Source organism: Flavobacterium sp. GNP010, from assembly GCF_056428945.1.
In genome coordinates, this window is sequence record NZ_JBWJVK010000100.1 from 1 (window position 1) to 2,283 (window position 2,283).

Below are 2,283 nucleotides of genomic sequence, written 5' to 3' on the forward strand. Positions count from 1 at the left end.
TTCTCACTCGTCACTCCACACTTTTCACTCCTCGCTCCTCTCTATTCTCACTTTTAACTTCTCACTCGTCACTCCACACTTTTCACTCCTCGCTCCTCTCTATTCTCACTTTTCACTTCTCACTCGTCATCATTTTAAACCGTATCTATAAAACTCTTCTCGGTTTTATTAAAAAAAAGTATACCAACTAACAGTACTACGATAGTAACGACGGTAGTATATGCTAGTCCAACCAGAGATATATGACCCACATCAAGCAACATATAACGGGTGGTTTCTATAATATAGGCAAGCGGATTGTACTGAACTAACCAAACATATTCTGGCATTTTTTGTTGTACTAGTGCTAAAGGGTAAACAACAGCGGAAACATACATTAGCAATTGCACTCCAAAACCTATCAGGTGACTGAAATCTCTATATTTTGTGACCAACGATGAAATGATCATTCCCAATCCTAATCCTAATACGCCCATTAAAACAATTAAAAAAGGCAATAAGAAAGTCCACATATTCAAACTAATCGCTGCCCCTTGAAAATAGAAATAAAGGTAAAAAGTGATAAAAATAAAAAATTGGATTCCAAACTTAATTAAATTAGAGATCACAATGCTAAGGGGTACAATAATTCGAGGGAAATAAACCTTTCCAAAAATTCCAGCATTGGCACCAAAAGTATTAGAAGTTCCTGTTAGACACGCCGTGAAATAATTCCAGACCGTAATTCCTGCAAGATTAAACAAAAATGGGGGAACAGTTCCAGTATCTATTCCTGCTAAATTATTAAAAATAATAGTGAAGGTGACAGAGGTAAACAAGGGTTGAATTAAATACCATAACGGACCTAAAACAGTTTGCTTGTATACTGTTACCACATCCCGCTTTACAAAAAGCAAAAGCAAATCACGGTATTGCCAAACCTCTTTTAGATTTAAAGAGAAAAATTTATTTTTGGGTGTTATTTCAAAAAGCCAATTAGTCTCTAATGGTTCTGTCGAATTCATTGCTTAACAAACATCAATACATTCATATTTCTTGTGCTTTTTAAAATAGTAAACCATACCAAGGCTTCGCCCTCTTAACCCCCAAAGGAGTAAGAGGACCACACCAAATATAATAATTAAATGATGAAAAGTGCTTGTACGAGAATCCTTTTTTGACCGTTGCAAAACATAGTTCAAAATTAATAACCACTACAGTAATTACTCTTAATTTACAAAGTATCAAGTCCTAAGAAATAGTCCTAATTAACTCCCAATAATTAATAATTTTAAACGGTATTGAAGATACATATATAAAAATTATATGTTTACTTTTTTTATGCGCAATGATTATAAAAAAACACCAACTTTAACAAAAAAAAGAGAATTTAAAGGAACCCAAACCACAATATTTCACCCTAGCTATCAGTACAAAATTCCGTCAACTTAAACATATTAGAGCAACCAAAATAACAAACCTTTTGATTAACTTTGCAACATGTTTACATTTTTTAAATCAAAACCAATACTCAAAGATCTAATTCCAGAAGGTCATATTGACATTCACTCTCATTTGTTACCCGGTATCGATGACGGAGCCAAAACTTTTGAAGACACACTGAGATTAACCAGAGCCTTGCAAAAAATTGGAGTTTCAGAGTTCATTACTACCCCACATATAATTCAACATGTTTGGGACAACACGCACGAACAAATTTTAGAGAATCAATCGATTACTGTTTCAGCATTAGAGAAAAATACTATTACCGTACCGTTTCATGCTGCAGCCGAATATTTGATGGATGATCAATTTGTACAGCTGTTTCAATCCCATAACTTATTGACCCTAAAAGACAATTACGTTTTAGTCGAAATGTCATACATCAACCCGCCGATTCAGTTGTACACCATACTTTTTGATCTGCAGGTTGCAGGCTACATTCCCGTTCTAGCGCACCCCGAGCGGTATTTATTTTACCATAATAACTTTAATGAATACCAAAAGCTGAAACGCGCTGGCTGTTTATTTCAGCTAAATTTACTTGCTGTAGTTGGCTATTACGGTGCTGGAATTGCTAAGGTCGCTGAGGAACTACTCCAAAAAGGCATGTACACCTATGTAGGCTCAGATGTACACCATGACAAGCATATTGAGGCTTTCAGTCAAAAAATAAGTCTAAAAGACACCTCCCCACTTCAAGAAATTATTGCAAATAATCAATTTTTCAAAAGGTAATACTATCTTTTCTATGTCTTGTCCTGAATAACCGATACAGATTATTAGATAAAAATATTTAATTAA

The 2,283-nt window shown here is 34.5% G+C and carries 2 protein-coding genes; one reads left to right on the forward strand and one right to left on the reverse strand.

The genetic code is table 11. From position 1 onward, the window contains the following. Positions 1-134 precede the first annotated feature (134 nt). Positions 135-1,004, reverse strand: a complete 870-nt coding sequence (locus AC061C_RS15595; RefSeq protein WP_478291932.1) for an ABC transporter permease — start codon at positions 1,002-1,004, stop codon at positions 135-137. A 475-nt stretch (positions 1,005-1,479) separates the two neighbouring features. Between AC061C_RS15595 and AC061C_RS15600 the strand changes: the two genes are divergently transcribed. Beyond that, a complete protein-coding gene (locus tag AC061C_RS15600) occupies positions 1,480-2,217 on the forward strand; it encodes a tyrosine-protein phosphatase (RefSeq protein WP_478291933.1) in 738 nt (245 codons plus the stop codon). The last annotated feature ends 66 nt before the right edge of the window (positions 2,218-2,283 follow it).

What these genes read in the sequence shown, in the direction of transcription:
- AC061C_RS15595 (WP_478291932.1), bottom strand. Translation starts at nt 1,004, where the DNA reads ATGAATTCGACAGAACCATTAGAGACTAATTGGCTTTTTGAAATAACA.
- AC061C_RS15600 (WP_478291933.1), top strand. Translation starts at nt 1,480, where the DNA reads ATGTTTACATTTTTTAAATCAAAACCAATACTCAAAGATCTAATTCCA.